At 56.4% G+C, this 25,219-nt stretch carries 21 protein-coding genes; 8 read left to right on the top strand and 13 right to left on the bottom strand.

All coding sequences use genetic code 11. From position 1 onward, the window contains the following. Positions 1-6: 6 nt before the first annotated feature. Positions 7-768 carry an inositol monophosphatase gene (locus MKS11_RS19175; RefSeq protein WP_049004460.1) on the top strand — a complete coding sequence of 254 codons (762 nt, stop codon included), beginning with the start codon at positions 7-9 and terminating at the stop codon, positions 766-768. 38 nt (positions 769-806) lie between these two features. On the opposite strand, the gene iraM is transcribed toward MKS11_RS19175, so the two are convergent. Together iraM and bamA are read right to left on the bottom strand one after the other, a co-directional pair. Continuing rightward, positions 807-1,160, bottom strand: coding sequence for an anti-adapter protein IraM (iraM, locus tag MKS11_RS19170; RefSeq protein ID WP_004206315.1), 354 nt, complete (start codon positions 1,158-1,160; stop codon positions 807-809). A 550-nt stretch (positions 1,161-1,710) separates the two neighbouring features. After that, complete coding sequence (gene bamA / locus MKS11_RS19165; RefSeq protein ID WP_087771146.1) at positions 1,711-4,134, bottom strand: outer membrane protein assembly factor BamA; 2,424 nt, start codon at positions 4,132-4,134, stop codon at positions 1,711-1,713. Positions 4,135-4,758: 624 nt separating this feature from the next. On the opposite strand from bamA, the gene MKS11_RS19160 reads away from it, so the two are divergent. After that, complete coding sequence (locus MKS11_RS19160; protein WP_114268030.1) at positions 4,759-6,519, top strand: tannase/feruloyl esterase family alpha/beta hydrolase; 1,761 nt, start codon at positions 4,759-4,761, stop codon at positions 6,517-6,519. Between the two features lie 33 nt (positions 6,520-6,552). Then, positions 6,553-6,921: a helix-turn-helix transcriptional regulator gene (locus tag MKS11_RS19155; protein ID WP_002885023.1), complete on the top strand. Its 369-nt coding sequence runs from the start codon at positions 6,553-6,555 to the stop codon at positions 6,919-6,921. 263 nt (positions 6,922-7,184) lie between these two features. On the opposite strand, the gene MKS11_RS19150 is transcribed toward MKS11_RS19155, so the two are convergent. Beyond that, complete coding sequence (locus MKS11_RS19150; protein ID WP_087771147.1) at positions 7,185-9,443, bottom strand: TonB-dependent siderophore receptor; 2,259 nt, start codon at positions 9,441-9,443, stop codon at positions 7,185-7,187. On the opposite strand from MKS11_RS19150, the gene MKS11_RS19145 reads away from it, so the two are divergent. Together MKS11_RS19145 and MKS11_RS19140 are read left to right on the top strand one after the other, a co-directional pair. Continuing rightward, entirely contained in the window at positions 9,433-9,600 is a 168-nt protein-coding gene (locus tag MKS11_RS19145) for a hypothetical protein (RefSeq protein ID WP_158238013.1), read from the top strand. The genes MKS11_RS19150 and MKS11_RS19145 overlap by 11 nt on opposite strands. A gap of 432 nt (positions 9,601-10,032) precedes the next feature. Further along, positions 10,033-11,613 (top strand): lytic transglycosylase F, encoded by a 1,581-nt coding sequence (locus MKS11_RS19140; RefSeq protein WP_087771148.1) that lies wholly within the window; start codon positions 10,033-10,035, stop codon positions 11,611-11,613. 121 nt (positions 11,614-11,734) lie between these two features. On the opposite strand, the gene ssb1 is transcribed toward MKS11_RS19140, so the two are convergent. Beyond that, positions 11,735-12,259 (bottom strand): single-stranded DNA-binding protein SSB1, encoded by a 525-nt coding sequence (ssb1, locus tag MKS11_RS19135; protein WP_004151744.1) that lies wholly within the window; start codon positions 12,257-12,259, stop codon positions 11,735-11,737. Between the two features lie 251 nt (positions 12,260-12,510). Here ssb1 and uvrA point away from each other — a divergent pair, with 251 nt between their 5' ends. Then, positions 12,511-15,336 carry an excinuclease ABC subunit UvrA gene (uvrA, locus tag MKS11_RS19130; RefSeq protein WP_023291635.1) on the top strand — a complete coding sequence of 942 codons (2,826 nt, stop codon included), beginning with the start codon at positions 12,511-12,513 and terminating at the stop codon, positions 15,334-15,336. Here the strand turns inward: uvrA and MKS11_RS19125 are convergent, their stop codons facing one another. From MKS11_RS19125 to dnaB, 6 genes are all read right to left on the bottom strand, one after another. Further along, on the bottom strand, positions 15,337-15,693 hold the full coding sequence (locus MKS11_RS19125) for an MmcQ/YjbR family DNA-binding protein (RefSeq protein ID WP_004206305.1): 357 nt from the start codon (positions 15,691-15,693) through the stop codon (positions 15,337-15,339). A gap of 3 nt (positions 15,694-15,696) precedes the next feature. Next, positions 15,697-16,113: a secondary thiamine-phosphate synthase enzyme YjbQ gene (locus MKS11_RS19120; RefSeq protein ID WP_004206303.1), complete on the bottom strand. Its 417-nt coding sequence runs from the start codon at positions 16,111-16,113 to the stop codon at positions 15,697-15,699. Positions 16,114-16,244: 131 nt separating this feature from the next. Then, positions 16,245-16,958: an acid phosphatase AphA gene (aphA, locus tag MKS11_RS19115; protein ID WP_284109653.1), complete on the bottom strand. Its 714-nt coding sequence runs from the start codon at positions 16,956-16,958 to the stop codon at positions 16,245-16,247. A gap of 191 nt (positions 16,959-17,149) precedes the next feature. Next, positions 17,150-18,343 (bottom strand): aromatic amino acid transaminase, encoded by a 1,194-nt coding sequence (gene tyrB / locus MKS11_RS19110; RefSeq protein ID WP_043519217.1) that lies wholly within the window; start codon positions 18,341-18,343, stop codon positions 17,150-17,152. Positions 18,344-18,520: 177 nt separating this feature from the next. Next, positions 18,521-19,600, bottom strand: coding sequence for an alanine racemase (alr, locus tag MKS11_RS19105; RefSeq protein WP_064151094.1), 1,080 nt, complete (start codon positions 19,598-19,600; stop codon positions 18,521-18,523). Between the two features lie 31 nt (positions 19,601-19,631). Beyond that, positions 19,632-21,047 (bottom strand): replicative DNA helicase, encoded by a 1,416-nt coding sequence (gene dnaB / locus MKS11_RS19100; protein ID WP_002884942.1) that lies wholly within the window; start codon positions 21,045-21,047, stop codon positions 19,632-19,634. A gap of 169 nt (positions 21,048-21,216) precedes the next feature. Between dnaB and MKS11_RS19095 the strand changes: the two genes are divergently transcribed. After that, positions 21,217-22,200, top strand: a complete 984-nt coding sequence (locus tag MKS11_RS19095) for a quinone oxidoreductase (RefSeq protein WP_004206298.1) — start codon at positions 21,217-21,219, stop codon at positions 22,198-22,200. Positions 22,201-22,405: 205 nt separating this feature from the next. Here MKS11_RS19095 and pspG read toward each other — a convergent pair whose 3' ends face one another. The 3 genes from pspG to MKS11_RS19080 form a co-directional block, all read right to left on the bottom strand. Beyond that, positions 22,406-22,648: an envelope stress response protein PspG gene (gene pspG, locus MKS11_RS19090; RefSeq protein ID WP_087771149.1), complete on the bottom strand. Its 243-nt coding sequence runs from the start codon at positions 22,646-22,648 to the stop codon at positions 22,406-22,408. Positions 22,649-22,788: 140 nt separating this feature from the next. Then, entirely contained in the window at positions 22,789-23,787 is a 999-nt protein-coding gene (gene dusA / locus MKS11_RS19085; RefSeq protein WP_017900120.1) for a tRNA dihydrouridine(20/20a) synthase DusA, read from the bottom strand. A 100-nt stretch (positions 23,788-23,887) separates the two neighbouring features. Then, the gene (locus MKS11_RS19080) at positions 23,888-24,376 is read right to left on the bottom strand and encodes a cupin domain-containing protein (protein ID WP_004206295.1); all 489 of its coding nucleotides are present in this window, start codon (positions 24,374-24,376) and stop codon (positions 23,888-23,890) included. A gap of 248 nt (positions 24,377-24,624) precedes the next feature. Here MKS11_RS19080 and zur point away from each other — a divergent pair, with 248 nt between their 5' ends. After that, entirely contained in the window at positions 24,625-25,140 is a 516-nt protein-coding gene (gene zur, locus MKS11_RS19075) for a zinc uptake transcriptional repressor Zur (protein WP_004206294.1), read from the top strand. Positions 25,141-25,219: the final 79 nt, after the last annotated feature.

The following is a 25,219-nucleotide window of genomic DNA, read 5'->3' as shown; positions in this document are numbered from 1 at the left end:
AGGACTATGACGGAAGCACAACGAGAATCATTATGCGACTTGATTCGCCAGGCTGGCGCCCACGCCCAGGCGCTGCGCGATGCGGGATTACAGGTCGATAAAAAATCGCGCCAGGACTTTGTGTCGCAGGCGGATCTCGCGGTAGAACAACAGATTAAAGGCTGGCTGCAGGCCCATTTTCCCCAGGAGGGTTTCCTCGGCGAGGAGAGCGGTTTTGCTGGCGATGAACAGACCGTCTGGGTGCTCGACCCTGTCGATGGCACCACCAACTTTATCCTCGGTATGGATTACTGGTGTATCTCGCTGGCGCGAGTATGCCAGGGCGAGCTGACGCTTGGCATTATCTACGCTCCCGATCGCGATGAGTTTTTCTTCGCTGGCCGCGGCGAAGGCGCGTATCTCAACGACCAGCGTCTGACGCTACGCGAACCGGATCCGGATGCGGTGGTGGTGGGTATGGGCCGTTCCAGCCGCGCCCCGGCCAGCGACTACGCCCAGGCCATCGCGACCCTGCTCGACGCCGGCCTGGAATATCGCCGCTTCGGCGCGGGGGCCCTGATGCTGGCGCATGTCGCCGCCGGCCAGCTCCATGCCTATTATGAAGCGCATATGAACAGCTGGGACGCGCTGGCAGGCATGCTGTTGATTGAGGAGGCGGGTGGAAAGTGCAATGCGTTTCTCGCCAATGAGGGTCTGCGGAGAGGCAACCTCGTGCTGGCGGGCTGCGCAAGCGTCCAGCCGCGGCTGGCGGCCCTGCTGGCGAAATAACGCCACGCCGCCGGCGGCTGGCCGGCGGCGTGGACTGACTACCGCCAGGGTTCGCTGCGGGGAATATTATTCGGACAGCGCTTAATTGCGCAAAAGGACTGGTAAAAACAGGAGTCAGACCGCTCGCCGCCGGCATGGTATGGGCAAGATGGCCGCTCACGTAATTTTTCCCATTGCGCCTCATCGTACACCGTAATATTGTAGATTTTTAATGAATGATACTGGTCATTAATTAAAACTCTCGAGGAATAGAGCTTCATCGACTCGCCGGGCAGCAGGATCACATCGGCCTCGTACCACATGATAAATTTTAAGAAACGCAGACTGGATATTGCCGAGAAGGCGATGCCGGATTGCGGGCAGATCAGAGTATTAAGAATAGTCCATTTCATATTCCTTCCTTATACAGATGCTACAAATTGTTACCGTATATAGTGATAGCATTCATTATTATAAACCGCAAGCGTCCCTGACAATTATGTGACTTAAGACAATTCCTAACAACACAACCCATTATTAGTAACGTTTCATTTTCCTCTCGAAATTTATGATTAGGCCCGATAAAAAACAGCCAAATTAACCTTAAAAAAGAAAATATAATAAAAAATAAGATAATATAAACTTAATTGACAATACGTCTTAGTCCCTCTGGATGAGGCCTCAGTCATTGGTATTAGATGATGCAGCACTGAGCATTACCCGCGGTTGGCAAGAAAAGAGGACCGTAGCAGGCAGCTATTTATTGCGCGGTTACCTCGTCGTACGTCACCAGGTCCGCGAGGCCCTCAGACCGCGCTCGGGTAAATGTCGCGGGAGTCCCGCCAGATCGCATTCCTTAGCGCTAATATCGACATAGCGATTGAGCATATTCTGCTCAATCGCTATGTCGGAAGACAGTCCACAGAATATTGCCACGCCGGTTTAACAAGCCCCGCTGAGGCCCTACCAGGTTTTGCCGATATTAAACTGAAACTGTTCTGCTTTATCACCATCGTACTTTTTAAACGGCTCTGCCCAGGAGAAGACCAGTGGACCAAGGGGAGACATCCACTGCACGGCAATCCCCGCGGAGAGACGAATATGACTCGGATCGCCGTAGTCAGGGATACCTGCCGCCAGCGTCTGCGTGGTGTTGTGCCAGGAGGTGCTCCAGACCGTCCCCGCGTCAACAAACAGCGAGGTTCGCAGACTATCGGCGTATTTGTCATTCACAAAGGGGGTTGGAATGATAAATTCGCTGTTCAGCACCGCCATGGCATTCCCGCCGACCGCATCAGACGAGGCGTCCAGCGGGCAGGCGCTATAGCTGCTTTCGCTACCATTGCAGCGGTAATAGGCCGCTTTAGGCCCAATGGTGTTAGAAGAGAAGCCGCGCACCGACGACGAACCGCCAGCGTAAAAGTTATCGTAGAACGGCACACTTTTGCCGTCTAACCCGCCAGCATAGCCTGCGCGCAGGCGTTCCATCCAGACCCAGCGCTTGTTTTCGCTCAGCGGCAGATACTGGGCGGTGTCAAAAGAGAGTTTGTAGTAGCTATTATCCGAACCAGGGAGCGTCACTTTACCGCTCAGGCTGCTCTTGTTTCCCGCACGCGGGAAGAAGCCGCGATCGAGATCGTTGTAGCCCCATCCAAGACTCAAAAAATAATCGTTGGCGCTATATTTTGCGCCACTGTCGCCATCTTTCGTCACCACGCTGGGCTCGATTCCCCGAGAGCTGAGGTAGCGCCAGGTCGTCAGCTCCGGATCCATATTGGTCAGGCGATTATGGACATAATCCAGCCCCAGGTTCAGGGAGTTATTTTCGCTAATGGGAAACCCTAGCGTACTGCCTAAGCCATAGCTCTGCTGGTTATAGCTCCCGGCATCCGCATCGGAAGCATCATAGCTGTTATAAAAAATCTTTCCGCCCAGGCTGATGCCATCAACGGTAAACCACGGGTTCGTCGCCCCCAGTTCAAGATAAGACTGATAGCTGTTGCGCGTCCCATTGAAGCTCACGCTATTGCCCGTACCCAGCCAGTTATCCTGCGTCACGCCAAGCTGATAGCTCACGCCGCTATCCGTACCAAATCCCAGGCCCACGTTGAATGAGCCGGTGTTGCGCTCCTTCGCCTTGTAGACCACATCGACCTGATCCGCCGTTCCATTGACCGGAACGATCTGCTGTTCAACGTTCTCAAAAAAACCCGTTCGATCAAGACGTACTTTCCCTTGCTCGACTTTTTCGTTGTTGAGCCACGCCCCTTCCATTTGGCGCATTTCACGACGTAACACCGCGTCCCGGGAGGTGTCGTTACCGGAAAAGCGGATCTGGCGTACCGAGTAGCGGCGGCCGGCGTTGACCTGAATATGCAGCGTCACACGATGATGCGCGTCATCGATTTCCGGCGTGGTCGTCACCTGCGGCCAGGCATAACCATACTTACCAAAACGCTTTTTGATCTCATTTTCAACCGTGGTGACTTGCGCCCCGCTATACCATGCCCCCGCCAGCGGCTGGGCAAGGGCCTCGATCTCCGGTCCATGCTGCGCCAGGTCGCCTGTCACCTGAGTTCGGTCGACCCGATAACGTTCGCCTTCATTGAGGGTGATGGTGATATACAGGGATTTTTTATCTGGCGTCATACTGACCTGCGTGGACTGGATCGCAAAGCGCGCATAGCCGCGATCGAGATAAAAACTGCGCAGCGTTTCCAGATCGGCTTCCAGCTTCTGTTTCTGATATTTTTTATCCGCTACCACATTCCACCACGGCACATTATCGCGTAGCTGAAGCTGGTCCAGGAGCGTCTCTTCCCGAAACGCCTGATTACCGATAATGTTTATTTGTGCGATTTTCGCCGATACGCCTTCCTGAAAGACGAACGTTAAGTCAACGCGATTACGCGGTAACGGTGTCACCACAGCGTGAACCTGCGCGCTGTATTTCCCCGCGCTGTAATAGAAATCCTGCAACCCCTTTTCTATTTCGCTAAGCGAATTTCTGTCCAGTGCACTACCTGCAGAAATACCGGACGCGGTGAGATTTTCCTTTAGCGCATCATCCTTCACTGCCTTATTCCCGGAAAAACTGACGCTGGCAATAGTGGGCCGTTCCTTAACCTGCACCACCAGCGTTTTCCCATCGCGCAGGATCTGCACATTTTCGAAATTGCCGCTCGCATACAGCGCGCGCACTGCCTCGCTGACATCTTCTGGCGTCACCGCATCTCCCGCGTGCAATGGCATACTTAATAGCGCCGCCCCGACGGTCACGCGCTGCAGCCCTTCAAAACGGATATCATCAACTTGAAATGAGGTTGCGGCGTACAACGTTAAAGGGGTAATCAATAATCCGCTGATGATATGAGTCTTTTTTAACATGAATGTGTCGTCTACGAGATAATGAGCAATAGCAGTTATCTGCTGGCGTTGGGCTTATTTGTTCAGGATGCGTATCTAAGATATGCGACAGAAATAACCTGAGCGAGGCGCAGAATTACATGCAATTATGGCGACAAAATGGAGAAAAAAAGGATGTTAAATCATGTTTAAAAATATATTTAATGATGGAACTTTTCCTGAACTCCATGGTTCTAATGGCCAACACCAGAGCTATATTTAGATTTACCTGAACGGTCTTTATTGAAAAAGCCCCCTTTCTTGCTAATGGAAAGGGGGAAGGATCTCGTTAGGAATGTTGTTCTCTGGAATCACCAGGAACAGGCACAATCATATTCTTAAAGCCAGCAGATATAATGAAGAGAAATTGAATAAATTATGCAATCGACATCACAACATTCTATCTTGTATTCACCACCAGACGCCGATGGCGAATATCTCCATATTTTCCTCAAAATAGCAGAATACAGTAGGGACGCCTTATCAAGGCATCAAGGAAAGTCTATCGTTATCTACAATAGCCAAGCAGTGGCGCCTCGCCAGGGAAGGTGAGGCATAGGCTTCACCATCCTGCCGCCTCCCATCATCAATCACAGGGAATCGCGTATGACACGCTTACTTAAAACGATGTTACCTATCATTCTCTGCACCCTCGTTGGGTTATCGTTCGCTTCACCCACGCAGGCGGCCTCCAGTCTGCCGATTGTTCTCCCCGCGCTAACATGCGATGCGCTAAGCGCTACCGACTTCAGCGCCGCCGTTGGCGCAAAGGTCACTATCAACCACACTGAAATGCAGACCTCCGCGCAGGGAAGCTGGTGCAAGGTGAGCGCCACTATCGCCCCCCAGATTGGCGTGCAGATTGCCCTGCCGACCCAGCGCTGGAGTCAACGTTTCTTGCAGGTCGGCTGCGGCGGACTGTGCGGGAGTATTAACCTGAGTCTGTCGAATGCCAGCGGCTGCCTGCCGGCAATGAACGGCGAGTTTGTGGTGGCAGCAACCGATATGGGGCACCATGGCAGTATGATGGATGCGTCATGGGCCGAAGATCCGCAAAAGCGCATCGATTTTGCCTGGCGCGCCAACCACCTGACCGCAGTGCTGGCCAAAGCGGTGATGCAGACGCTTTACCGCCAGCCGCCAAAGTACGCGTACTTTATGGGCTGCTCAGACGGCGGTCGCGAAGCATTGATGGAAGCGCAGCGCTTTCCGCAGGATTTTGACGGTATCAGCGCTGGTGCGCCAGCGGCCTTTTTCCAGTTTCAGAACTCCTTCTTCCACGGCTGGAATGTGGCCGCCAATCAGCGTCCGGACGGTACCGCTATCTTGTTGAAAGATCGCTTACCTTTGATTCACCAGGCCATACTGGCTCACTGCCCGACGCTTTCCGGCGTGCAGGACGGCATCCTGCAAAACCCCTATGCCTGTCAGTTCTCTGAGACTTGGCTTCCCCGCTGTCCTGCCAACGCTCAGGACCGTTCCGCCTGCCTGACACAGGAAGAGATTGAGGTAGTGAAAAAGCTCTACCGCGGCGCTTACGACAGCCACGGCGCCCAGTTCGTCGCTGGCGGTCTTCCGCTGGGCTCCGAGCTACGCTGGCCGGTGCCGGAGACGCCGACCGGCCACTCAATGTCGGAAATGATGGTACTACCGGCTCTGCAATCCGTGCTCCTGCCGGGAGGAAAACAGAAGATCCAATCGATGCGGGATTTCCCACTTAATCAGCAGAATTTTGACGCCGTCGCTCAACTGGCACCGCTCTATAATGCGGCAAATACCAATCTTCATGCCTATCAGCAGCGCGGCGGCAAGCTTATCCTCTGGCACGGTCTGGCCGATGACTCCGTCAGCCCAGCCTTTTCTATCGCCTATTACCGCGGCGTAGAAGCAGAGATGGGCCATGCCGCAACGGATTCCTTCCTGCGGTTATTCCTGCTGCCTGGGGTAGCACATTGCGGTAATGGCGAAGGTTACGATCAAATTGATCTCCTTACCCCGCTGATGCGCTGGACCGAGGAAGGCATCGCGCCGCAGGAGATTATGGCCGGCAAACGGGCGCCAGCCGCCGCCAGGCTGCCGCCGATGACAGAAAAACCAGATGCGCAAACGCAGTTTCACGGCGTGCAGAAAGTCAGTCAGCCTTACGCTGACGCCGCTCCAGCTGTTATCGCGACTCGTCCGGTGTATCCCTTCCCGGCCATTGCCCGTTATAACGGGCGCGGCGACGTGAATGACGGCGAAAATTATCATGCAGAGCAAACAACCGCCTTTGGTCATCTGCAGCTGGCAAAACCCGCCAGCGACTATATTGGCCCTGATAATCAAAAAAATTATCAGGTTCGCCACGGCACACTCACTGTTCAATAAACCCCAGGGCTCCTCATTGGGGAGCCCTGCGTTATGGGATTGGCCGCAATTATGCGTAGCAAAACGCTCCAGCAATCGGTATTAAGCGACCTGCTCTTGTGGATCGATAATAATCTGGATAAGAAACTGACCGTCGACGATCTGAGCGATATCTCTGGTTATTCCCCCTGGCATTTGTTTCGGCTCTTCCGTCATTATTTTGATCGTTCGCCAATGGAATATATCCGCCAGCAGCGCATGTCGCTGTGTTGCCGTTTATTACTGACAACGCCTGGTTACCGAATCGTCGATATTTGTATGATGGTCGGTTATGACGATCTCAGTGCGTTTAATCGTACCTTCAAAAAATATCATGCGCTCACGCCCACTCAGTATCGCTATCAGATCACGCGGCAAAAATAAGGAGGTCCCCCTCCTCCGCATCGCTGCGGTTGGGAATGGAAGGGGGACAGGGGATATTACAGAAGGGAAATAGCAGGATGCTATTATCGAACCCGGTCGGGATCAACGACCTTGCGCGACGGAAATCAGTATAAAAGGATATGTTGAGCTAATAATGTAGAGGGCGTGAAGATTTTGTCACGATTTATAACCGCCTCCTCCGCTCTCATCTGAAATAAAAAAACCGGGTCGCATTGCACCCGGTTTACTCCTCATCAGGATCATCAGAAATGAGTATTAACGCTCATAAAGAAGGTCCGCCCCGATTCGTTATAGGTCTCGGCACCCGCGCCATACAGATAAGCTCCCGTCGTCGCGTTGCCGGTCGTTTGCGCATTCCCTGCCCGGTAGTGGCGAATATCAAACAGGTTATCTATCCCGCTGGTGAAGCTCAGATTTTTGTTCACATCCCAGGTCGCACTGAGGCCGACAATGCTGTATGGGCTGACTTCGTTTAGTTCGCTGCCGCTGACCGCCTCGCCCTTATAATTGAAGCGTTTTGGTTTCTGTCGGCCATACCAGGTAAAGGTGCTCTGCAGAGAGAGATCTTCACGGACCTGCCAGCTCAAAGTCGAGTTCAGGGTAAACTGCGGGATCACTGACAGTCGGTCGCCTGTCGTCTTATTCTTGCTCTGCAGCATCCATGTCAGGTTATTGCTCCAGTTAACCGTCTCCCCCATCGGAAGATTCAACGTTCCTTCCAGGCCTTCCACTAACGCCTTTGGTACGTTTTCCCACTGATAGATATTGGTGGTGCCGTTGCTGGCAGTGCCCACCGCCGCGTACCCTGACTCAATCTTGTTGTGATAGTCGTTACGGAACCAGGTGATTCCCGCCTGATAGCCCTCATGCTTATACTCAAGACCAATCTCTTTATTAACGCTGGTCTCCGCTTTCAGGTCGCTATTCCCCATCAGATAGCAGGCGGAACTACTGGCGTAACAGCCTTGACCGTTGCTGTAGAGAATATAGTTCGGGTTCAACTGGTAGAGGTTAGGCGCCTTGTAAGCGCGGGCAATGCCCAGCTTCAGCGTCCAGTCGTCCGTCAGCTCCTGGGACAGGTTCAGTGAGGGGCTCCAGTTATTGCCGACGATGCTGTGGTGGTCGAAGCGCAGAGCGGATGTCAGCATGGTACTGTCCGTTAGCGCCATATTATCTTCGGTAAACAGCGAGAAGATCTCGGCGCTGGAGTACGGGCTACGACCGGTAGCCGATACGCCATCGATAGTTCCGTAAGAGAGCGCCTGGGTTGTCGATACGCCATCTTTCATCCGCTGCTGATTCCATTCTGTCCCCAGCGTCAGATTCTGATCGACCCCCAGCGTAAACGGAATATTCACTTCGCTATGTAGCAGAACATCGGCCAGATCGATATCTGAAAACTCGCTACTGGAGAAGATCCCTTCCGTCCCCCCCGCCAGCCCTTCATTCATTCGCGAGTTGCGGGTGTGTTCGTACTGGGCATAGCTGTTGCTGGTCACGCCATTATCCCAGCCGCCGGTCCATGTCACGCCATAAGTTTGCCGGTAGAGACGGTTAGTCTCTTTCCCGTACATACTCTTCACCAGCGTACTGGTATTGGTGTTTTGTGTGTCGCCGGCATAGAGGTTGCCCTGTCGGCTGTAGCCGGCCTCAAACTCCAGGGCCTGCATCGGGGCGAACTCCCAGCGCAGCTTACTGTGAATATCTTTGTTCACCACCCCTTCACGTCCGGCAGGATAAGAGCCCGCGTAGGAGCCTGTACGCTCGGCTTCATGCCCGGCGTTAATGTCCTGAGCATCGGCCTGGGTTTTACTCAGATTACCCCAGAGATTGAAGCTGACACTGTCTGACAGCGGACCATTGAGGCTAAAGTTGGTACGTTTCGTCGACCCTTCTTTACGATGCTGCGGAGCATTCATATAGGTATTCCACGACCCATGCCATTCAGGCGTGGTCGGTTTGGTCACGATGTTGACGACCCCGCCCATCGCGCCATTACCATAGCGCGCCGCCGCCGGGCCGCGGATCACATCGATATGATCGATCATCTCTGCCGGCACCCAGTTGGTATCGCCACGGGAATCACGATCGCCGCGCCAGCCATACCGCACCGAGTTACGGCTGGTGACCGGTTTTCCATCGACCAGCACCAGAGTGTTCTCTGGTCCCATCCCACGGATATCAATTTGCCGGTTGTTGCCTCGCTGACCGCTGGTGGAGTTACCGGTCAGATTGACTCCGGGTTGCGTGCGAATTAACTCCGACACATCGCGGGCGGGGGGATGTTTGCGAATCTCGTCCGCAGTAATGGTCGACACGCCCGGCGCCTGCAGGTTCTGCCTGGCGGCAGTCACCACCATCGTTTCCTCGTGATGTTCAGCAGTGGGGGTGCTCTCGTCAGACGTCGATGGTTCGATAACGCTCTCTGTCGCCTGCAGCGGCACGCTACAGGCAAACAGAGGAATGGCGATCCCCAGCGGGAAGAGAGACGTGTATTTCATAGAATATGCCCTGTTTTCTGTTGCTGTCGGGCATAACGCCTTCCCCCAATTGAAAAAACAATGGGATAAAATACTTGCCTCAGCGCCTCACCAGATTTTGGCGCAGGCCAGCGCCTTCCCGGCATTAATGGGAATAAGAAGACAGCGTGAGGCATAATAAAATTAAGTGCCCTGTTTCATCATTAGAGAAAAAGCGCTGCGCGCTATTCTTTGATAGCGTAATCCAGACAGCGTGTCATTAGAGTAATGTGCCGTGTTACGGTAATAAAAATGAGATTCATTATCAAGATGATAATAATCAATATCAGAGAAAAATAAAATAACATTTACCAATCAGCTGGTTACCAAAAAACAAACGGAAGAGAATAAAGTAAAAATAAAATCATCACTTTCTATTCATCATTAAAAAAACATATTTTTATCATATTATCTCCATAGTTAAATTAAAGACAAAAGCACATTAATAGTAAGTAATACTATTTGCGAAAGACTCTTTGTCGGTATCGTTACACCTTTTCCCCCATGTCATACCCAGCTAACGGCGGCCGTTCTGCTAAAATAAACACATCCCCCTGCGGAGTGCTCCTCCATGAACGCCAATTCGCTATCACGCCTGTTTATCGCCTGGCTTACCTGCCTCGCGACGCTGTTATTCGCCCCTTTTCTGCCGGCGGCGGAGGCGGAAATCGCGCCGCCGGTGGCAACCGAAGACAACACGCTGTCGATCCATATCGACGACATGCTGCAGCCGTGGAAAGGCGATCTGCCTGGCATGCTCGATCGGCGCACCATCCGGGTATTAACCACCTACAGCAAGACCTTCTTTTTTATTGATAAAGGCACCCAGCGCGGGGCAACGCACGACATTTTTATCGCGCTGGAAAACGATCTGAATAAACAGCTGGCGAAAGATAAAAAGCTAAAACAGCGCCACCTGAAGCTGCATATCGTTTTTGTGCCGGTCAGTCGGGATAATCTCTTTACCGCGCTTAATGAAGGTAAAGGGGATATCGCCGCCGCCAACCTGACTATCACGCCCTCGCGGGAAGCCCAGGTCGATTTCGCCCAACCGCTCTACAGCAACGTGAAAGAATTACTGATCTCCGGCCCGGCATCGCCGAAGGTCGACAGTCTGGAGCAGCTCTCCGGTCAAACGGTCTTTGTTCGCCGCTCCTCCAGCTATTACGAAAGTCTGCAAGCGCTGAACGCCCGATTTGCCAGCGAGTCACGACCGCCGGTTACCCTGGAAGCGGCGCCGGAAGCGCTGGAGGATGAAGATCTGCTGGAAATGCTCAACGCCGGGCTGGTGCCGTTGATCGTCGTCGATCAGCATAAAGCGGTTTTCTGGAAACAGGTATTTCCGAAAATCCAGGTCCATGACAACGTGGTGCTGCGCGACGGCGGCAACATTGCGTGGGCGGTACGCCAGGACAGCCCGCAGCTGCTGGCGCTGCTGAACAACTTCGTGAAAAAGAATCGTCAGGGCACCACGCTGGGTAATACCCTGCTGCTGCGTTACCTGAAAAATGACCAATATGTTAAAAATGCCGCAGCGAGTAAGGAACGGCGCAAGTTCCTCGCCATGGTGGACGTCTTCCGTAAATATGGCGATCGCTATGATGTCGACTGGCTGCTGATGGCAGCCCAGGGATACCAGGAGTCGCGGCTGAACCAGTCGGTTCGAAGCCACGTTGGCGCCGTCGGAGTGATGCAGGTGATGCCCCGCACCGGAAAAGAGCTGAAGGTGGGCGATATTAAACAGCTGGATCCCAATATTCATGCTGGCGTGAAATATATGCGCTGGATGATAGATCGTTACTATGCTGATGAGCCCATGACCCGGCTGGATAAAGCGCTATTTGCCTTTGCCTCCTACAACGCCGGTCCGGCGCGTATCGCCCGCCTGCGCACCATGACCAAACAGCGCGGGTTTGATCCAAACGTCTGGTTCGGTAACGTCGAAAATCTGGCGGCAGAAAAAATCGGCGCGGAAACGGTGACCTACGTCAGCAATATCTATAAGTATTACATCGCCTATCGGCTGATCGTCGATGACATGGCCCGCAAACAGAAAGCGACGGCGGCGCCGCGGCAGGAGCCGGTGGCGCCGCCAGCCAAACCGCAGCCCAGCGTGGCGATGCCCGCGACCGCTCAGGTGCCCGCGGCCTGAAGCGCTTGCGGCCAGCGGTCAAAACCACTTCTGAGGCGGTGGTGAAATAATCATAAAAAAAGCCCCGGCGAAACCGGGGCTTTCTGTGTTAACTACGTGGATATTGCGTTTAAGGCAGGCCTTAGAACGGGATATCGTCGTCGAAGTCCATCGGCGGTTCGTTGGAAGGCGCTGCCGGAGCCTGCTGCTGCGGACGGGACTGCGCGCCGCCGCTGAACTGGTTGCCGCCCTGCGGCTGCTGAGGCTGACCCCAACCGCCCTGCTGCTGTCCGCCGCCTGCCGGTGCGCCGCCGCCCTGACGGCCGCCCAGCATCTGCATGGTGCCGCCAACGTTTACCACCACTTCAGTGGTGTATTTGTCCTGACCGGATTGATCGGTCCACTTGCGGGTACGCAGTTGGCCTTCAATGTACACCTGAGAGCCTTTACGCAGATACTCACCAGCGACTTCAGCCAGTTTGCCGAACAGCACAACGCGGTGCCATTCAGTCTGCTCTTTCATTTCGCCGGTCTGCTTGTCACGCCAGGATTCGGAAGTTGCCAGCGTGAAGTTGGCGACTGCGCCGCCACTTGGCATGTAGCGTACTTCCGGGTCCTGCCCCAGATTACCGACGAGAATCACCTTGTTTACGCCTCTGCTGGCCATGTTCGTGTCTCCTGAATACGTTTCTTAATAGTGTAAACGCGCGAGTGTACCATTTCCACGTAGCATTTTAATAGCTGCGAGGCTGATTCCAGAGATAGTACCCGGCTACGACATTGTTGCACACTCGACCTGAATTTGCATTCCGATACTGTATATTCATTCAGGTTAAATTGTGTCATAATTAGCCGTTTCTGCCGTTTGTCCTTCAAGCAAACCAGGCAATCCGTGTATCTACCTACCGGGAAAGGTGAATGGATAAGATCGAAGTTCGGGGCGCCCGCACCCATAATCTCAAAAACATCAACCTCGTTATCCCGCGCGACAAACTCATTGTCGTCACCGGGCTTTCCGGGTCTGGCAAATCTTCACTGGCTTTCGACACCCTGTATGCCGAAGGCCAGCGTCGCTACGTCGAATCGCTCTCCGCCTATGCGCGACAGTTCCTGTCGCTGATGGAGAAGCCGGACGTCGACCATATCGAAGGGCTGTCGCCGGCGATTTCCATCGAACAGAAATCAACCTCTCACAACCCCCGCTCGACGGTGGGTACTATTACCGAAATTCACGACTACCTGCGTCTGCTGTACGCCCGCGTCGGCGAGCCGCGCTGTCCGGACCACGACGTGCCGCTGGCGGCGCAGACCGTCAGCCAGATGGTCGATAACGTCCTCGCCCAGCCGGAAGGCCTGCGTCTGATGCTGCTGGCGCCCATTATTAAAGAGCGTAAAGGCGAGCACACCAAAACCCTGGAAAACCTCGCCAGCCAGGGCTATATCCGCGCACGGATCGACGGCGAAGTCTGCGATCTCTCGGATCCGCCGAAGCTGGAGCTGCAGAAGAAACACACCATCGAGGTGGTCATCGACCGCTTCAAGGTCCGCGACGATCTGGCGCAACGTCTGGCCGAGTCGTTTGAAACCGCGCTGGAGCTCTCCGGCGGTACCGCCATCGTGGCCAATATGGATGATGAGAAAGCGGAAGAGCTGCTGTTTTCCGCCAACTTCGCCTGCCCGATCTGCGGCTACAGCATGCGCGAGCTGGAGCCGCGCCTGTTCTCCTTCAACAACCCGGCGGGTGCCTGCCCGACCTGCGACGGTCTCGGCGTGCAGCAATATTTCGACCCCGATCGCGTGGTGCAAAATCCGGAGCTGTCGCTGGCGGGCGGCGCCATCCGCGGCTGGGATCGGCGTAACTTCTACTACTTCCAGATGCTGAAGTCGCTGGCGGAGCACTATAAGTTTGACGTTGAAGCGCCGTGGGGCACCCTCAGCGCCAGCGTGCAGAAAGTGGTCCTGTACGGTTCCGGTAAAGAGAATATTGAATTCAAATACATGAACGACCGCGGCGACACCTCGGTGCGCCGCCATCCGTTCGAAGGCGTGCTGCATAACATGGAGCGCCGCTACAAAGAGACGGAATCCAGCGCGGTGCGCGAAGAGCTGGCGAAGTTCATCAGCAATCGCCCGTGCGCCAGCTGCGACGGTACGCGTCTGCGCCGTGAGGCGCGCCACGTGTTTGTGGAAAACACCCCGCTGCCGACCATTTCCGATATGAGCATCGGCCACGCGATGGACTTCTTTAACAATCTGAAGCTCTCCGGCCAGCGGGCAAAAATCGCCGAAAAAGTGCTGAAAGAGATTGGCGATCGCCTGAAGTTCCTCGTCAACGTCGGCCTCAACTACCTGACGCTCTCCCGCTCGGCGGAAACGCTCTCCGGCGGCGAGGCCCAGCGTATCCGTCTGGCGAGCCAGATTGGCGCCGGACTGGTTGGCGTGATGTACGTCCTGGATGAGCCCTCCATCGGCCTGCACCAGCGCGATAACGAGCGCCTGCTCGGGACCCTGATCCACCTGCGTAATTTAGGCAACACGGTGATCGTGGTTGAGCATGACGAAGACGCCATTCGCGCCGCCGACCATGTGATCGATATCGGCCCCGGGGCCGGAGTCCACGGCGGCCAGGTGGTGGCGGAAGGGCCGCTGGAGGCCATTATGGCGGTACCGGAATCCCTGACCGGCCAGTTCATGAGCGGCAAGCGCAAAATTGAAGTGCCGAAGCAGCGCGTGCCCGCCGATCCGGAGAAAGTCCTCAAGCTAACCGGCGCGCGCGGCAACAACCTGAAAGACGTGACGCTGACCCTGCCGGTGGGCCTGTTTACCTGCATCACCGGCGTCTCCGGCTCGGGTAAATCCACGCTGATCAACGACACCCTGTTCCCCATTGCCCAGCGTCAGCTTAACGGCGCGACCATCGCCGAACCGGCGCCGTATCGCGATATTCAGGGGCTGGAGCACTTCGATAAAGTCATCGATATCGACCAGAGCCCGATCGGCCGCACGCCGCGCTCCAACCCCGCGACCTATACCGGGGTGTTTACGCCGGTGCGCGAGCTGTTCGCCGGGGTGCCGGAATCACGTTCCCGCGGCTATACGCCGGGCCGTTTCAGTTTTAACGTCCGCGGCGGTCGCTGCGAAGCCTGCCAGGGCGACGGGGTGATCAAGGTCGAAATGCACTTCCTGCCGGATATCTACGTACCGTGCGACCAGTGCAAAGGTAAGCGCTATAACCGCGAAACGCTGGAGATTAAGTACAAAGGCAAAACCATCCACGAAGTGCTGGATATGACTATCGAAGAAGCGCGCGAGTTCTTTGATGCCGTACCGGCGCTGGCGCGTAAACTGCAAACCCTGATGGACGTGGGTCTGACCTATATCCGTCTCGGCCAGTCGGCGACGACCCTGTCCGGCGGCGAGGCGCAGCGCGTCAAGCTGGCGCGCGAGCTGTCCAAGCGCGGTACCGGCCAGACGCTGTATATCCTCGATGAGCCGACCACCGGTCTGCACTTCGCCGATATCCAGCAGCTGCTGGAAGTGCTGCACCAGCTGCGCGATCAGGGCAATACCATCGTGGTGATTGAGCACAATCTCGACGTGATAAAAACGGCCGACTGGATTGTCGATCTCGGCCCGGAAGGCGGCAGCGGCGGCGGCGAAATTCTGGTTTCCGGTACCCCGGAAACCGTCGCCGAGTGCGAAGCCTCGCACACCGCGCGCTTCCTGAAGCCGATGCTAAAATAATTAGCGAGAAAGCTGCTGCCGGACCGGCTCCGGCAGCATTTTCACCGCCTGCTGATAAGACGCATCGACCAGGTAGTAGATTTGCGAATCCGGCAGCGAGCCATCCAGAAAGACGGTGCTCCAGTGCGCTTTATTGAGATGCTGGCTGGGCCGGACGTCGCGATGCTGCTGCCGTAGCAGCTCCGCCAGCTCCGGGCTCGCCTTCAGCGCAACCGCCGGCCGCTGGTCTTCGACCTCCTTCACCATGGCAAACAGCACGTCCGAGACCTTAATCTGCGTGGCTTTCCAGTCGCTGTGGACGCTCTGCTCTGCTCCCGGCTTCGCCATGCAGTACTGCAATAACTCCGAAATTGTCATCTTTTATTCCCCCATGAGCGTCGCAACGATGTGCCGCGAACCGCCGTGTATCCGATGCTCCCCCAGCCAGATGCCCTGCCAGGTCCCCAGCCTGACGCGTCCGTCCTCAACCGGCAGCATCAGCGACACGCCAAGCATCGATGATTTGATGTGCGACGGCATATCGTCAGGGCCTTCATAATCATGTTCGTACGGCGCATTGTCCGGCACGGCGTTAAGAAAATACTGCTCCATGTCATACCGGACGGTGGGATCGCAGTTTTCGTTGAGCGTCAGGGAAGCGGAAGTATGCTGGAGCAGGAGGTGTAGCAGGCCGACCTTCACCCCGGACAGCCCGCGGATCTGGCCGAGGATTTCGTCGGTGACCAGATGAAAACCACGGGATTTAGGCCCAAGCGTCAGGGTTTGCTGATACCACATCATCGACTCCTTTTTGCGAATGAATCCCTCTAAGTGTGCAGCAATACGTGAAAAGGTAAAACCTTCCACCCCGGATTTTGCATAAAAAAACGGCAGCGTCACCGCTGCCGTTTATCACGTTCTGACGCCTGTCAGTATTCGGAATTGACGATCACTTCTTCGCCCAGCGCGCCGGCCATCGGCAGCGGCTTATAGGAGGAGTTGGCGGCACGCAGCACGCGGATCCCGCGGGCGCCCGCCTCGCGGGCGGCGGTAATATCGTTATCCGAGTCGCCATAGAAAACCTTTATCTGCTTCGTCTGCAGCCACTGGGTCTTGGTATTCTGACCCGGCTTATCGCCAGCGAAAATCACCGGGTTCATATTGGCGGCGGGGATAAGAAAATCATCCTGCAGGGTTTTAGAAACGGTTTCTGTTTTGGTCTGGCTGCGGCCGGTGAGGAACCAGATGCTGTCGCCACGCTTCACATGCATGGCAATCAGCTGGCGCGCCACCTCTTTTGGCATGCTGAATTCGTCCCAGCCGTTGTTCATTTTTTCCCAGAACTGCGGGTTTTTCAGGTAATCCTCACTGCCGGGAGAGAAGGTTTTTTGCCCGCGCCAGAAACCAGGACTGGAGAAGAGAACGGTGTCATCGATATCAAAGCCGACGGCCATCGGCGGACGCCCCAGCAGGCTGTTCTCAATTTGCGCCACCGAAACCCAGTGGATCGGCGCCTGCTCGGCCAACTGGGCCACGTTGGTGCCGACCCACAGCGGCTGTGGCGTGGAGGCGCGCGCGACTACGGCGCTGTTCAGCGTGAACAGGAGAGAAGCCGCCGCAAGGGCGAGAGTAAGTTTGCGCATATTTATCCCTAAATCTATCAATCATTATTGTTTTCAATAATGTGCATGCTTAGTAACGCCCCGACCTTACCCGCAGGCGACAGGGATGAAAAGCCTTTTTCGCGTAGATGTCATAGAAAAAGAGGATGATCACAATCAGAGGGGGTTGCCCCTGCCCGTTGACCGGCAGAGACAACCTGCTGGAGAGCGGCTTACATTACCGCGGCAAAGGCTTTCGCGACCTGCTGAACATTACGTGAGTTTAACCCCGCCACGCACATGCGTCCGCTGGCAATCAGGTAGACGCCAAACTCGTCGCGCAGGCGATCCACCTGCGCCGCACTGAAGCCGGTGTAGCTGAACATCCCGCGCTGCTTGAGCAGGTAATCCACATCGCTGCCCGGGGCAACCTGCTGCAGCGCGTCGACCAGCGCCTGACGCATAGTCAGGATATGCGCGCGCATGGCGTCCACTTCCGCCTGCCAGGTGGATTTCAGCCCGGCATCGTTCAGCACCGTCGCCACCACCTGCGCGCCAAAGCTCGGCGGGCTGGAGTAGTTGCGGCGCACGGTGGCCTTCAGTTGGCCAAGCACGCGGCCTGCGGTTTCACTGTCTTCACAGACCACCGACAGGCCGCCGACGCGCTCCCCGTACAGGGAGAAAATTTTGGAGAACGAGTTGCTGACCAGCATCGGCATCCCGGCGCTGGCGATGGCGCGAATGGCGTAGGCATCCTCTTCCAGCCCTGCGCCAAAGCCCTGGTAGGCGATGTCGAGGAACGGGATCAGCTGACGCGCTTTCAGGATCTCCACCACACGATCCCACTGTTCCGGCGTCAGGTCGGCGCCGGTCGGGTTGTGGCAGCAGGGGTGCAGCAGCACAATGTCGCGCGCCGGCAGCGTTTGCAGCGTCGCCAGCAGCGCTTCAAAGCGCACGCCGTTGGTGGCTTTATCAAACCAGGGGTAAGTACTTACTTCGAAGCCAGCCCCTTCAAATATGGCAATGTGGTTTTCCCAGGTCGGGTCGCTGACCCAGACATGAGACTCAGGAAAGTAGCGTTTGAGGAAGTCGGCCCCGACCTTCAGCGCGCCCGAACCGCCGACCGTCTGAATGGAGGCGATGCGGTTTTGCTTAAGCGCGCTATGCTCCGCGCCAAACAGCAGCGGCGCAATTGCCTGGCGGTAGCCGCTCAGCCCTTCCATCGGCAGATACAGCGAGGCGCCGTGCGGCTCGGCGTTCAGGCGCGCTTCCGCTTCCGCCACCGCCTGCAGCTGCGGGATAATGCCGTCATCGTTGTAATACAGCCCGATACTCAGGTTGACTTTGTCGCTTCGCGGGTCTTCTTTGAAGCGTTCCATCAGAGAAAGAATAGGGTCGCCGGCGTAGGCGTCAACTTTTTGAAACACGCGATGTATCTCCAGGTTTACATGGGGCAGGTTCTTACACAATAAACCGGATATGACGGCAGGTCGAGAGGATGTTGAGGGGAAAGTGACCGCGCAGCGGTATAAACCGCTTTTTTGTCCGCGGCTATACCGATAGCGTACCGGATAAGCGTCTGAGCTATCCGGTACGAACAAGGCTTAGTCGAGGTATTTCATGGCGACGCGGGAGGTCAGTCGCGTAATAAGTTCGTAAGCACTCACTTTCGTGATCTCGGCGATGCGCTCTACCGGGAGTCCCTCTCCCCACAGCACCACCGCGTCGCCGGCTTTATCCTGGGCCTGCGGGCCGAGGTCAACGCAGATCATATCCATCGCCACCCGGCCGACAATCGGCACTTCGCGGCCATTGACCAGCACCGGGGTGCCCGACGGCGCGGCGCGCGGATAACCGTCGCCATAGCCCATCGCGACCACGCCGAGACGCGTGTCGCGTTCGCTGATCCAGGTGCCGCCGTAGCCGACGGACTCCCCTGCTTTATGTTCGCGCACAGCAATCAGGCTGGACGTCAGGGTCATCACCGGCTGACAGCCAAAATCTTTCCCGGTGGAGCGATCGTCCAGCGGCGACACGCCATACAGGATAATGCCCGGACGCACCCAGTCATAATGCGACTGCGGCCACAGCAGGATACCGCCCGAGGCGGCGATCGAGCGCAATCCCGGCTTGCCTTCGGTAAAGGTGGTGAAGATATCCAGCTGGCGTTCGGTTGCGCCGCAGGTCGGCTCATCGGCGCGGGCGAAGTGGCTCACCACGTTAACCGGCTGGCGGACGTTTTTGCACTGGCTCAGACGCTGATAAAACGCCTCGGCTTCCTCCGGACGCACCCCTAAGCGATGCATGCCGGTATCCAGCTTCATCCACACGGTCACCGGCTCGGGGAGATCGGCTTGCTCCAGGGCCGCCAGCTGTTCGGGGCTATGCACCGCGGTATGCAGACGCTGAGCGGCGATCACCGCCAGGTCTTCCGCCGCAAAAAAGCCTTCCAGCAGGAGGATCGGCTGCGCGATCCCCCCCGCTCGCAGGCGCAGCGCCTCTTCCAGGCGGGCGACGCCAAAAGCGTCGGCGTCGGTCAGCGTTCGCGCGGTCTCAAGAAGACCGTGTCCGTAGGCGTTCGCTTTCACCACCGCAACCAGTTTGCTGGCAGGCGCCAGTTCACGCAGACGTTGCAGGTTGTGTCGCAGAGCGCGGCGGTTGATAACTACAGTTGCCGCTTGCATTTGAATTCCTTAATAAAAGAAGGAGGAAGGGTTACTCATCATCATACTGAGGACCGGCATAATTATCGAAACGCGACCACTGACCGTTGAAGGTCAGTCGCACGGTGCCGATCGGGCCGTTACGTTGTTTACCAATGATAATTTCCGCGATGCCCTTAAGATCGCTGTTCTCGTGATAGACCTCATCACGGTAAATGAACATGATTAAGTCGGCATCCTGTTCGATAGAGCCGGACTCACGCAGGTCGGAGTTGACCGGACGTTTATCGGCACGTTGTTCCAGTGAGCGGTTCAGCTGCGACAGCGCCACCACCGGCACCTGTAGCTCTTTGGCCAGCGCCTTCAGCGAGCGGGAGATTTCGGCGATCTCCAGGGTACGGTTGTCAGAGAGCGACGGCACGCGCATCAGCTGCAGGTAGTCGATCATAATCAGCCCGATGCCGCCATGCTCGCGGGCGATACGCCGCGCGCGGGAACGCACTTCCGTCGGCGTCAGGCCGGAGGAGTCATCGATATAGATGTTACGTTTTTCCAGCAGAATGCCCATTGTGCCGGAGATCCGCGCCCAGTCTTCATCGTCCAGCTGACCGGTACGAATGCGGGTCTGATCGACGCGCGACAGCGAGGCCAGAGAACGCATCATGATCTGCTCGGAGGGCATCTCGAGACTGAAGATGAGTACCGGTTTGTCCTGCAGCATCGCTGCGTTTTCCACGAGGTTCATCGCGAAGGTCGTTTTACCCATCGACGGACGGGCGGCGACGATAATCAGATCCGACGGCTGCAGGCCGGCGGTCTTTTTGTTGAGGTCGTCGTAGCCGGTGTTGACCCCGGTAACGCCGTCATGCGGCTGCTGGAACAGCTGTTCGATACGGGCGACGGTGGCGTCGAGGACATCGGCGATGTTTTTCGGCCCTTCGTCTTTATTGGCCCGGCTTTCAGCGATTTTAAAGACGCGGGACTCGGCGAGATCGAGCAGATCTTCGCTGGTTCGCCCCTGCGGGTCGAAGCCGGCCTCGGCGATCTCATTGGCCACCGAGATCATCTCGCGCACGACCGCGCGTTCGCGCACGATGTCGGCATAGGCGCTGATGTTCGCCGCGCTGGGGGTATTTTTGGACAGTTCCGCCAGATAGGCAAAGCCGCCCACGCTGTCCAGCTGTCCCTGACGCTCCAGCGACTCCGCAAGGGTGATCAGGTCAATCGGGCTGCCCGACTCCTGCAGGCGCGCCATCTCGGTAAAGATATGACGATGCGGACGGGTATAAAAGTCGTCGGCAACGACGCGTTCGGCGACGTCGTCCCAGCGCTCGTTATCCAGCATTAAACCGCCCAACACCGACTGCTCCGCTTCAATCGAGTGCGGCGGGACTTTCAGCCCGGCGAGCTGCGGATCGCGTTCGCGGGTTTCTGTCTGTGGTTTGTTGAAGGGTTTATTTCCTGCCATAGCCTAACATTTCACCGATACGGAAAAGAGCGTGACAGTATAGCGAGAAAGCCATTGCCGCTAAAGAACCCATTAAGCGTGGCTGGCCTGAGGCGGGTAAGAAAATCCGTCGCTGCCGCCGCAGGCTGTTAAGCTTACTGGATAATCTCAGAACAACACAGGAGCGAACATGGCAACACGCATCGAATTTTCAAAACACGGGGGGCCGGAGGTGCTTCAGGCGGTTGAGTTTACCCCTCGCGATCCTGCGGAGCATGAAATTCAGGTCGAAAACAAAGCTATCGGCATCAATTATATCGACACCTATGTTCGCAGCGGCCTCTATCCGCCGCCGTCGCTGCCGAGCGGTCTGGGCACCGAGGCGGCCGGCATCGTCAGTAAAGTCGGCCATGGGGTGACGCACATTAAGGCAGGCGATCGGGTGGTGTACGCCCAGTCGGCGCTCGGCGCCTACAGCACGGTGCACAATGTGCTGGCCGATAAAGCGGCGGTCTTGCCGGACGCCATCTCTTTCGAACAGGCCGCCGCGTCGTTCCTCAAAGGATTAACGGTCTGGTATCTGTTGCGTAAAACTTACGAAATTAAGCCTGATGAGATGTTCCTGTTTCATGCCGCCGCCGGCGGCGTGGGGCTGATTGCCTGTCAGTGGGCGAAAGCGCTGGGGGCGAAACTTATCGGCACCGTCGGCAGCGCGCAGAAGGCGCAGCGCGCCAAAGCGGCGGGCGCCTGGCAGGTGATTAACTATCGCGAAGAACCTATCGCGGAGCGGCTCAAAGCGCTCACCGACGGTAAGAAAGTCGCCGTAGTCTATGACTCGGTAGGGAAAGATACCTGGGAAGCCTCTCTGGACTGTCTGCAGCGCCGCGGCCTGATGGTCAGTTTTGGCAACTCCTCCGGCCCGGTGACCGGCGTTAATCTGGGGATCCTGAATCAGAAAGGTTCTCTGTACGTCACCCGCCCATCGCTGCAGGGCTATATCACCAACCGGGAAGAGCTGGCTGAAGCCTGCAGTGAGCTGTTTTCGCTGATCGCCAGTGGAGTAATCAAAGTGGACGTGCCGGAGAGTCAGACCTATCCGCTGATCGAAGCGCGACGAGCGCATGAAGTTCTGGAGAGCCGGGTGACACAGGGGTCGAGTCTGCTGCTGCCGTAAGCGGTCAAAAGGACAAAAGGACAAAAGGACAAAAGGACAAAAGTTTAGGGCTTCCACCTGGGAAGCCCTTACTTTTTTTTAGTTCGGCTGTATGTAGGGTACAGCGCGATGAATTCGTTAACGCGCTAATAGTGACAGATTTGCATAGCGATGCCTACGCGGTTCTGTGCAAAATTGTTCAGGTTGTGACACACCCCTCAATACCTTAGTAACGCCAACGGTTATTGTCGCGAAAAGCGTTTCCGTCCGGGGTTTTCAGCGCCCCAATAACCCACACCACCACCACCGCCAACAGCAGCCACGGCAGCAATTTGATCATTAAAGCAAACAAACCGCCGACGAACATCAGCGCCGTAGCCACCACGATGGCGGCGATAATCCCCAACAGCGATACGCCGGTGACCAGCAGCATGACAAAAAATCCGATGACAAATAACAGTTCCAGCATGGCTCTCTCCCCACAGTCATTAATATGTCGCTCTGCAGGTATTACAAAAAACATGCCAACAATAACAAACTGAATTTAAAAGAAAACGCCCCGCAATAGTGTGCGAGGCGTGGTCAATTTCACCAGGTTTTGGTGAGAAACTAACGCTTATCGGCCACCAGCTTTAGGGCCTGCTCCAGCACCGCAATGTCGGCGCCGGGTTTATGCGCATTTTCGCTCAGGTAGCGACGCCACTGGCGGGCGCCTGGGATACCCTGAAACAGTCCCAGCATATGACGGGTGATATGGCCCAGATAGGTGCCCTTGCTGAGCTCGCGCTCAATATACGGGTACATGGCCCGCACGACGGCCACCGGATCGGCATCCGCGCCGGCGACGCCGAAAATCTCCCGGTCGACCGAAGCCAGAATACCCGGATTCTGATAGGCCTCACGCCCGACCATCACCCCATCCATATGCTCAAGCTGCATTCTGGCTTCATCCAGCGATTTGATACCGCCGTTAATCGCCATCGTCAGGTGGGGGAAGTCACGCTTCAGCTGCCAGACGCGGGGGTAATCCAGCGGCGGGATCTCGCGGTTCTCTTTCGGGCTCAGACCGGAGAGCCAGGCTTTGCGGGCGTGAATAATAAACATCTCACATTCGCCCTTGCCGGAGACCGTCTCAATGAAATCACAGAGGAATTCATAGCTATCCTGGTCGTCGATGCCGATACGGGTCTTCACCGTGACCGGGATCGACACCACATCGCGCATCGCTTTGATACAGTCGGCCACCAGCGGCGCGTTACCCATCAGGCAGGCGCCAAACATCCCGTTCTGCACGCGATCGGAGGGGCAGCCGACGTTGAGATTGATCTCGTCATAGCCGCGCGCCTCGGCCAGCTTCGCGCACTGCGCCAGGGCCTGCGGGTCGCTGCCGCCGAGCTGCAGTGCGACCGGGTGCTCTTCTTCGCTATACGCCAGGTAGTCGCCTTTGCCATGAATAATCGCCCCGGTGGTCACCATTTCGGTATACAGCAGCGTATGCCGCGACAGCAGCCGCAGGAAGTAGCGGCAATGTCGGTCAGTCCAGTCGAGCATCGGCGCGATGGAGAAGCGATGAGCAGGGAAAACAGGTGACGTTGATTCAGGCATCATGGCGAATAAATAAGCATCCGGGTAAAAAGGGGCGCTACTATAGCATAAAGATAAACCACAGGCGCGTAGTGCGCCGCGCTTCGCCCCTTCCCGGTGTCGATTACTTTATCCGCGGTTTGCCGTCATGTGGGCCAAAGAACTGCGGCGGATGGTCAACCCAGCGATCCTGGCGCGTCGCGGCATAGCCAGGATTGAGCGGGTAGTAAATTCGGTTGTACTTTTTGTTGGCCTCACCCACCACCAACAGACGAACCTCCTGCTCGGTGTTATTGAGAAAAGTGTGGCAGATGCCGGTACCAGCGGGAAAACCCACGCTGTCCCCCGGCTCCAGTTTCCAGAGATAGCCGTTTATCCACACTTCCGGATAGCCCTCCAGCACATAGATGAACTCTTCCTCATCGCTCTCCGCGTGCGGGTAAGAGGTGCGCCGCCCGGGCGGCAGTCTCTCGTGGTGGATCCCCAACCGATTGAGGCGTAAACCGCGCCCCAGCGGCGCGCCAATGGAAAAACGCTCCGGGCTGTCGGGATAAGTGGCATCGTCGGGCCCTTCCAGTTCGCGCCAGTGGCGAATGCAATCAGGTCGTTTCATCGTTTTCTCCCGAAAATGAGACACTTCAGATATAGCATACCTGGGTCAGGCGTGTTGCGATTAAATCGGGCATGACGGTTTTAGCGGCCGGCTAAGGCGCAGCCTCCACGAGCGTCAGCGGCCAGCACCCGGAACTGGCGCAGGCACCGACAACCTGAAGTATGACCCGCATCACCCGTCGGGTCTCGGCGTTTTCCGCGGAACGTGATAAAGTAACAGATTCAATTTCACGCAACCTGAGGATGCTCATGGATAAGACCCCTTCGCAAGAGATGTTAGCGCATGCTGAAAAGCTGTGTGCGCAACGCGGCGTACGCCTGACCCCACAGCGTCTGGAAGTGTTGCGCCTGATGAGCCTGCAGCAAGGGGCAATCAGCGCCTACGACCTGCTGGATCTGCTGCGCGAGAAAGAGCCGCAGGCGAAGCCGCCGACGGTCTACCGCGCGCTGGAGTTCTTACTCGAGCAGGGTTTTGTCCACAAGGTGGAATCGACCAACAGCTATGTGCTGTGTCATCTCTTTGACCAGCCGACCCACAGCTCGGCCATGTTTATCTGCGACCGCTGCGGCGTGGTGAAGGAAGAAGCGGCTGAAGGGGTGGAAGATATCATGCATACGCTGGCGGCCAGAATGGGCTTCGCCCTGCGCCACAACGTGATTGAAGCCCACGGCCTCTGCGCGAGCTGCGTGGAAGTAGAAGCCTGCAGCACGCCGGGACACTGCCACCACGATCATACTATTCAGCTCAAAAAGAAAGCCCGCTGAGCGGCAGCCGCAGCGGGAAAAAGGGTTAACGGCGCGTCCCTGCGCCATTCAGACAGGCACTAACACAAATGCTTCTTTC

Source organism: Klebsiella sp. K5-45, assembly GCF_030128605.1.
GTDB classification, from domain to species: domain Bacteria; phylum Pseudomonadota; class Gammaproteobacteria; order Enterobacterales; family Enterobacteriaceae; genus Klebsiella; species Klebsiella quasipneumoniae.
This window is presented reverse-complemented; position numbering and strand designations above follow the sequence as displayed.

What these genes read in the sequence shown, in the direction of transcription:
- MKS11_RS19175 (WP_049004460.1), top strand. Translation starts at nt 7, where the DNA reads ATGACGGAAGCACAACGAGAATCATTATGCGACTTGATTCGCCAGGCT.
- iraM (WP_004206315.1), bottom strand. Translation starts at nt 1,160, where the DNA reads ATGAAATGGACTATTCTTAATACTCTGATCTGCCCGCAATCCGGCATC.
- bamA (WP_087771146.1), bottom strand. Translation starts at nt 4,134, where the DNA reads ATGTTAAAAAAGACTCATATCATCAGCGGATTATTGATTACCCCTTTA.
- MKS11_RS19160 (WP_114268030.1), top strand. Translation starts at nt 4,759, where the DNA reads ATGACACGCTTACTTAAAACGATGTTACCTATCATTCTCTGCACCCTC.
- MKS11_RS19155 (WP_002885023.1), top strand. Translation starts at nt 6,553, where the DNA reads ATGGGATTGGCCGCAATTATGCGTAGCAAAACGCTCCAGCAATCGGTA.
- MKS11_RS19150 (WP_087771147.1), bottom strand. Translation starts at nt 9,443, where the DNA reads ATGAAATACACGTCTCTCTTCCCGCTGGGGATCGCCATTCCTCTGTTT.
- MKS11_RS19140 (WP_087771148.1), top strand. Translation starts at nt 10,033, where the DNA reads ATGAACGCCAATTCGCTATCACGCCTGTTTATCGCCTGGCTTACCTGC.
- ssb1 (WP_004151744.1), bottom strand. Translation starts at nt 12,259, where the DNA reads ATGGCCAGCAGAGGCGTAAACAAGGTGATTCTCGTCGGTAATCTGGGG.
- uvrA (WP_023291635.1), top strand. Translation starts at nt 12,511, where the DNA reads ATGGATAAGATCGAAGTTCGGGGCGCCCGCACCCATAATCTCAAAAAC.
- MKS11_RS19125 (WP_004206305.1), bottom strand. Translation starts at nt 15,693, where the DNA reads ATGACAATTTCGGAGTTATTGCAGTACTGCATGGCGAAGCCGGGAGCA.
- MKS11_RS19120 (WP_004206303.1), bottom strand. Translation starts at nt 16,113, where the DNA reads ATGTGGTATCAGCAAACCCTGACGCTTGGGCCTAAATCCCGTGGTTTT.
- aphA (WP_284109653.1), bottom strand. Translation starts at nt 16,958, where the DNA reads ATGCGCAAACTTACTCTCGCCCTTGCGGCGGCTTCTCTCCTGTTCACG.
- alr (WP_064151094.1), bottom strand. Translation starts at nt 19,600, where the DNA reads ATGCAAGCGGCAACTGTAGTTATCAACCGCCGCGCTCTGCGACACAAC.
- dnaB (WP_002884942.1), bottom strand. Translation starts at nt 21,047, where the DNA reads ATGGCAGGAAATAAACCCTTCAACAAACCACAGACAGAAACCCGCGAA.
- MKS11_RS19095 (WP_004206298.1), top strand. Translation starts at nt 21,217, where the DNA reads ATGGCAACACGCATCGAATTTTCAAAACACGGGGGGCCGGAGGTGCTT.
- pspG (WP_087771149.1), bottom strand. Translation starts at nt 22,648, where the DNA reads ATGCTGGAACTGTTATTTGTCATCGGATTTTTTGTCATGCTGCTGGTC.
- dusA (WP_017900120.1), bottom strand. Translation starts at nt 23,787, where the DNA reads ATGATGCCTGAATCAACGTCACCTGTTTTCCCTGCTCATCGCTTCTCC.
- MKS11_RS19080 (WP_004206295.1), bottom strand. Translation starts at nt 24,376, where the DNA reads ATGAAACGACCTGATTGCATTCGCCACTGGCGCGAACTGGAAGGGCCC.
- zur (WP_004206294.1), top strand. Translation starts at nt 24,625, where the DNA reads ATGGATAAGACCCCTTCGCAAGAGATGTTAGCGCATGCTGAAAAGCTG.